Source organism: Oribacterium sp. KHPX15, from assembly GCF_900107835.1.
Classification (GTDB): domain Bacteria; phylum Bacillota; class Clostridia; order Lachnospirales; family Lachnospiraceae; genus Oribacterium.
On record NZ_FNRG01000064.1, the window covers coordinates 1 to 5379 of the forward strand.

The following is a 5379-nucleotide window of genomic DNA, read 5'->3' on the forward strand; positions in this document are numbered from 1 at the left end:
TTCTCTGGAACAGCCGGCAGCAAAGCCCTTGCTCTTATACTTCTTTTTCAGGGACTTTAATTCCATGTCCTTTGTGCTCTTTGATGGTCTCATAAGTGCCGCAGCCCAGATGAGACCTGTAAGTTCATCAGCAGCAAACAGTACTTTTTCCATCTCGTGTATAGGTTCAACGTCTATTGTCACACCACAAGATACAGTTATCCCATATCCATGTGAACAGACAGAATGTATGATCCCCTCATCTACCCCGCCTTCCCTTAGTAAAGATACAGCCTTAAGACAGTGTTCCTCTGGATAAAGTTCAAAATCAATGTCGTGGAGAAGTCCCACGATGCCCCAGCGATCTTCTTCATCCTCATATCCAAGCTCCTTCGCATACCACTTCATAACTGCTTCCACTGTCAGCGAGTGCTGGATATGGAAAGGATCCTTATTGTATTTCTTCAGCAAATTAAAAGCTTCTTCTCTCGTTATCATTTTTCTACCATCCTTTCCAGTGCCCATGAAAACGCCTTTGCAGTTCTTATATCAGCATCCTTAAAGTGATTGCCCTTATTCCATTCAAGGAAAACATCGAAGCCTTTCTCTTTTAAATATTTATATGCCCCGTTTATGCAGTCTCCTACTGTTGCCATGACCGGATTACGGGTATTCATTTCCTTGTCACCGAGACTTAAATAAACAGCATCTGTTTTGATCTCATTATCTTTCATATAAGCGATGAATCCCGGGAACCACATAGACGGAGATGCTGATGCTACAGCCTTAAATGTGTCTGTCTGATAAGAAGCCCATAAGGAGAATAACCCTGCAAGAGAATATCCTCCGATGATATATTGCTTATCCTTGTCAGTACAGAGCTTCAATATCCGGTCAAGAGTTTCCTTTGCACCATCGCCAAAATCTTCTTTTCCAAAAACAGCTTTGGCTTTCCATGGAGAAAGATCCCTGTTCCAGTTTTCAATCTTAACAGCAATCAAACGGAAGTCCTTATTTGAAAGCCGGATTATTTCATTTACCTCGTTTTCAATGGATGACAGTTCGTATTCATCTACAGGCTGTATAAGAACTATATCTGCATCCGGGCTTCCATATTCAAATGTATCCACCATACTGCCTCCGTTCTTTTTATAGCATCTAAATCCACAAACTATTCAGGCTTTATCATCATTCAATAGAGTATTCCAGCATCTCATATTTAAGCTTGCTGCCCTCTTTGATGTCCTTAGGTAGCAATGCCCTTGCAACGAGCATAAGATCATCAGACTCAATATCTATCCTTTTAAGATTTGCATAATCACCGTCGATGCTTACCACAACGTAATGTCTTGTTTCCATGGTTCAGTACTCCTTCCTAATATCCCTAAGACTAAAGGCATTTTTGAATTCTGCAATATCCTTTTCGCCATTCTTCCCGTAGCCGCCGTCCTTCTTGAGATCCTTCGATAAGGCAGGTGCCTTCAGATCCAGCAGCTCAAAAAGCTCCTTGTCATAAAATGATGCAAGACCATCATCGTATCTTGCATCAAAATCATACCCTTGTCTTCGGAAGTTCGCGAAATCAGGGAACCACTTAGGGCTTATGTACATGGCCTTGTTTCTAAGAAATTTTCCATAGGCACACTTCATTTTCCGAATCACAGGACCTTTCCATTCCCATGCCGGCCAGAATTCACTGTCAGCATCGTCATACCAGCATCCCGGCGCAATATGCTCCTCCAGTGAGAAGCCCTGTATCTCATTTGAAAAAATGGGACAAACCCCACCTCATCTATAAGTTCTATTAGTTCCTCCATGGAGCTAATCTCAAAATCATCTGAAAAAGTCATAATCCCTCTTAGCGATAATCATTCTTCATACTCAATGTCATTTGCCTCACACCATCTAGTAGCTATCCGCTTATAAGCTTTAGCCTGATAGTCATACCACTTCTGATCAATTCCGAGATCGTAAACAGTATCCTTAAAACGTCTGAATGCACCTCTCCCTTGTATGGCATGTGTCAGTTTCTTATATAACGCCCCTGACTGCGTTTTCACGAAAGCTTCCATGATGTTCGCTTTTCTTTTTAGTTTCTGCTATTCAGTATTATAATCAAGACTCTATACCAAATTCCTTCATAAGCCTGTCAAACCTTGTCTGTTCCTTTTCTTTAATGGGTTTTGAAAGGTCGTTCATGCAATGATGGATAACATCAGCATCCTTAAGTACTTCATCCATGGGACCGTCTATATTAAGTTTGTCATCATGGCATTTCCTTTCCCGTTTATGCTTTCTCCTCCGGAACCATCTTTATAAACTATACTAAAATGCCTTAGCATACCCTATTTCCGTATAAATCATCCCATATTTTCCTTGATCTGATTTCATCAAGGAAATTCTATTTACTTTCATCGTTTCAACTATGGATTTTTCAGTCTGTTTCTCAAGCATGCTGGTACCACTGACTCGTCTTACAAACGTTATATGGGGCATAAAACTCTTTCTATCATAATCTATGTTGTTCTCAGAAAGAGCAAGTCTTAGCCTCTTCACATAGTCACTTAGATCAGGATTATCCTCTACATTGGCAAATATCATATCTTTAAACAACCTAAAGCCTGATACCCTGATTGTAAAAGCTCTAAATGACACATTACGCATTATTTTCTCAATGATTCTGGGATCATCATTCTCACCAATGAATACCAGTGTAATGTGGAGGTTCTCTTCTCGAATGAAGCTGCCTTTTATCCCGCATCTCTTCAAATCATTCTGCATCTTTAAAAGAGCATAATTCATGTTTTCATTAAAGTTTATCGCAATGAACAGGCGCATATTGCATCTCCTTGTGACATACGAAGTCACTCTATCTTCGGCAGGCTCCACCTGCCTAAAATCACTTACTGTTTTTTGAGATGATCAATCATATCCATGTTTTCCATAAATCCGGCTGGTAACCGATTGTAGAAAGCTTGCCGTTTCTCACTATAGGAGTCTTTATCACCTGTTGATTCTCAAGTATCTTTTCCAGCTTGTCTTCTTCTGCGATGTACTTTATAAGTGCCAGGGTATCTTTATCCTTGGCATCAGAGTTTATCATGTTCTCAATGCCACCGTTAGCCTGTGCTACGGAAGTAAATTCCCCCTTGCTAAGACCTTTTTCATTCATGTCAACAAACTGAAACTTTATGCCTCGTTCTTTAAAGAAACGCTGTGCTTTCTTCGTATCGTTGCACTTTTTCGTTCCAAATATCTGTATCATGTCATCACCTTCTCAAACCTGAACATTCCATCAGGAAACTGATCACGGTCACTTTCATCAAGTGCAAGTAAATTGACATTCATCATGTTTTTGTTACTCCATCAATCTTCTTGAAAGACCTCATTCCAGTCTGCTTCCCTGAATCCTGCAAGAACCTTATCCTCTGTGATCAGTAACGGCCTTTTCACAAGCATTCCATCAGATGCCAGAAGCTTAAACATATCGTCTTCGCTCATCTCCGGCAGTTTCTTTGACAGCTCCATCTCGCGATATAGTTGTCCGCTGGTATTAAATAACTTCCTTAACGGAAGACCACTCTTCTCATGATACTCCCGGAGCATTTTCTCATCCGGATGATCATTCTTTATGTCGGTCATTGTATAAGCAATTTTATTGTCATCCAGCCACTTCATCGCTTTTTTGCACGTTGAACATTTTTTATAGCAATATATCTTAACCATTTAAGATCCTTTCTCATTAGTGATTATTTCACCGGAACACAATGCTTGTCGTTGATATCACATACTTTCTGTACTCTTCTCCGATATTTTTCTTCCATAAGAGGTTCCGTAGTAAGCCATTTCTTAACTACTTCCATCGCCATAAGACCTCCAATGATCTTTGCGCCAAGACAAAGAATATTTGAGTCCGTATGCTCCCTTGCGAGTGTTGCGCAGAGCGGATCCTGGCATACTGCCGCATAACAGCCGTTTATCTTGTTTGCTATAAGTGCGCTTCCATAACCTACTCCGTCACAGAATATCCCCCGGTCACATTCTCCTTTTGCGACCGCAAGAGCTGCCGGGTAAACAAAATCCGATAAGTCACAGGACTCCTTATCATATGTTCCAAAGTCCTTTACTTCATGACCCTGTGATATGAGATAAGCCTTTATCTCCTCTTTCATCTCTGTTCCTGCGTGATCGTTTGCCATTGCTATTATCATAGTAACCCTCCTCGTATATAACTTATACCTGATTAACCTTACGCTAAGATAGATGTCAATGCAGCAAATATTGATGACAGAATCGCGTATAACAACCAAATATTACTGCCTCCTGTTATATCAACTGGCCTGAAAAATGGTCGATTTCATGCTGTATAACTTGTCCAATAAAATCATTATATTTACCGTGCTGTTTTTGGAAGTTCTGATCCAGGTAATCTACCTCTATTTCTTTGTAACGGGTGCAACGGCGCATGCCATCCAAAGAAAGGCAGCCCTCTTCCGTCTCATACTTTCCTGACTTCTTTGTGATTACCGGATTTATCATCGGAATAATTATAGGACCAACTGCAACCACTATTATCTGCTTGCGTACACCTATCATGTTTGCCGCCATACCGACGCATCTTTCCAGATTTGCATTTAATGTATCTATAAGATCCTGGATCACTTGCTTATCCGCTTCTGTTGCGGATTCTGACTTCTGTTGTAAAAACATTGGATCTCTTACTATCTTTCTAACCATCGATGGTCTCCTTTGATATATTTTCAATTATGTTTCTTTAGTCCCAAAACAAATGCTACTATCTTTCCAATAAGCCCCAGTACAAATACATAGAAGCCGTTTATAATAAGTGTTTCACTAATACCCATATTGATTGCATACTTTATTCTAAGCTCCTCAGTCGAATCCTGATATGGAATGCCGGCCTTTACTATCAGATAGTATAAGCCGATCACGAAGATAATATTTCCTTTTCCCATGCATTAATTGCCGCTGATTCTTTCTTTATTCCCCTTGGCCAAAGCCGGTCAACAAGTATCCTTATCCCATCGTTTTCCTCTGGTGCTTTGTAAATTCTCTTAGTCCTGATACTGTACATACATTGTCGCCTCAATTCATCTAGAAATTAAGTCTTATCTCCATCTCATGCCATTTTTCACCGCCCCAATTGGATGCAGACTCTCCCAGGTCATCGAATCCAAATTTCCTGTACATTTTTATCTTTTCCTTATGACATGTCAGTACAAGTCTCTTCCGTCCGCGAGCCTGCTCTTTCCTGCAATAGTTAAAAACAAGTTCCCTGGCAAGACCCATTTTTCTGTACTCCGGAAGGACGTCAAGGCCCATAATCATTACTGTTTCTCCATCAGGCTCATGAAGGCTTTCATCAGTGAAAAATTCATC

The 5379-nt window shown here is 40.4% G+C and carries 15 protein-coding genes; all 15 read right to left on the minus strand.

What is annotated here, in order from left to right:
* On the minus strand, nt 1–477 hold a 477-nt coding region (locus BLV86_RS17025; protein ID WP_090819974.1), incomplete at its 3' end, for an HD domain-containing protein.
* A complete protein-coding gene (locus BLV86_RS17030; RefSeq protein ID WP_330386260.1) occupies nt 474–1112 on the minus strand; it encodes an alpha/beta hydrolase in 639 nt (212 codons plus the stop codon). The genes BLV86_RS17030 and BLV86_RS17025, both read right to left, overlap by 4 nt.
* 55 nt (nt 1113–1167) lie before the next feature.
* Nucleotides 1168–1338 (minus strand): chorismate--pyruvate lyase, encoded by a 171-nt coding sequence (locus BLV86_RS17035; RefSeq protein ID WP_090819977.1) that lies wholly within the window; start codon nt 1336–1338, stop codon nt 1168–1170.
* Between the two features lie 3 nt (nt 1339–1341).
* Nucleotides 1342–1722 carry an AlkZ-related protein gene (locus BLV86_RS17040; protein ID WP_442950769.1) on the minus strand — a complete coding sequence of 127 codons (381 nt, stop codon included), beginning with the start codon at nt 1720–1722 and terminating at the stop codon, nt 1342–1344.
* Complete coding sequence (locus BLV86_RS17045) at nt 1638–1829, minus strand: hypothetical protein (protein ID WP_090819983.1); 192 nt, start codon at nt 1827–1829, stop codon at nt 1638–1640. The genes BLV86_RS17040 and BLV86_RS17045 overlap by 85 nt, the downstream gene beginning before the upstream one ends.
* Nucleotides 1830–1847: 18 nt before the next feature.
* Complete coding sequence (locus tag BLV86_RS17050) at nt 1848–2051, minus strand: UPF0158 family protein (protein ID WP_049962549.1); 204 nt, start codon at nt 2049–2051, stop codon at nt 1848–1850.
* 43 nt (nt 2052–2094) lie between these two features.
* Nucleotides 2095–2220 carry a hypothetical protein gene (locus BLV86_RS18475; RefSeq protein WP_255342847.1) on the minus strand — a complete coding sequence of 42 codons (126 nt, stop codon included), beginning with the start codon at nt 2218–2220 and terminating at the stop codon, nt 2095–2097.
* Nucleotides 2221–2304: 84 nt separating this feature from the next.
* Nucleotides 2305–2817 (minus strand): RNA 2',3'-cyclic phosphodiesterase, encoded by a 513-nt coding sequence (thpR, locus tag BLV86_RS17060; protein ID WP_031555479.1) that lies wholly within the window; start codon nt 2815–2817, stop codon nt 2305–2307.
* Nucleotides 2818–2905: 88 nt separating this feature from the next.
* The gene (locus BLV86_RS17065; RefSeq protein WP_031555476.1) at nt 2906–3244 is read right to left on the minus strand and encodes an arsenate reductase family protein; all 339 of its coding nucleotides are present in this window, start codon (nt 3242–3244) and stop codon (nt 2906–2908) included.
* Nucleotides 3245–3345: 101 nt separating this feature from the next.
* The gene (locus BLV86_RS17070) at nt 3346–3705 is read right to left on the minus strand and encodes an arsenate reductase family protein (RefSeq protein ID WP_090819986.1); all 360 of its coding nucleotides are present in this window, start codon (nt 3703–3705) and stop codon (nt 3346–3348) included.
* Nucleotides 3706–3728: 23 nt separating this feature from the next.
* A complete protein-coding gene (locus BLV86_RS17075; protein WP_029201160.1) occupies nt 3729–4190 on the minus strand; it encodes an RpiB/LacA/LacB family sugar-phosphate isomerase in 462 nt (153 codons plus the stop codon).
* Nucleotides 4191–4305: 115 nt separating this feature from the next.
* Nucleotides 4306–4716, minus strand: coding sequence for a peptide deformylase (locus BLV86_RS17080; RefSeq protein WP_090819989.1), 411 nt, complete (start codon nt 4714–4716; stop codon nt 4306–4308).
* A gap of 23 nt (nt 4717–4739) precedes the next feature.
* The gene (locus tag BLV86_RS17085; RefSeq protein WP_031555471.1) at nt 4740–4955 is read right to left on the minus strand and encodes a hypothetical protein; all 216 of its coding nucleotides are present in this window, start codon (nt 4953–4955) and stop codon (nt 4740–4742) included.
* Nucleotides 4928–5074, minus strand: coding sequence for a DUF488 domain-containing protein (locus BLV86_RS17090; protein WP_081828246.1), 147 nt, complete (start codon nt 5072–5074; stop codon nt 4928–4930). Before BLV86_RS17090 ends, BLV86_RS17085 begins: the two co-directional genes overlap by 28 nt.
* Nucleotides 5075–5094: 20 nt before the next feature.
* On the minus strand, nt 5095–5379 hold a 285-nt coding region (locus tag BLV86_RS17095), incomplete at its 5' end, for a GNAT family N-acetyltransferase (RefSeq protein ID WP_139297966.1).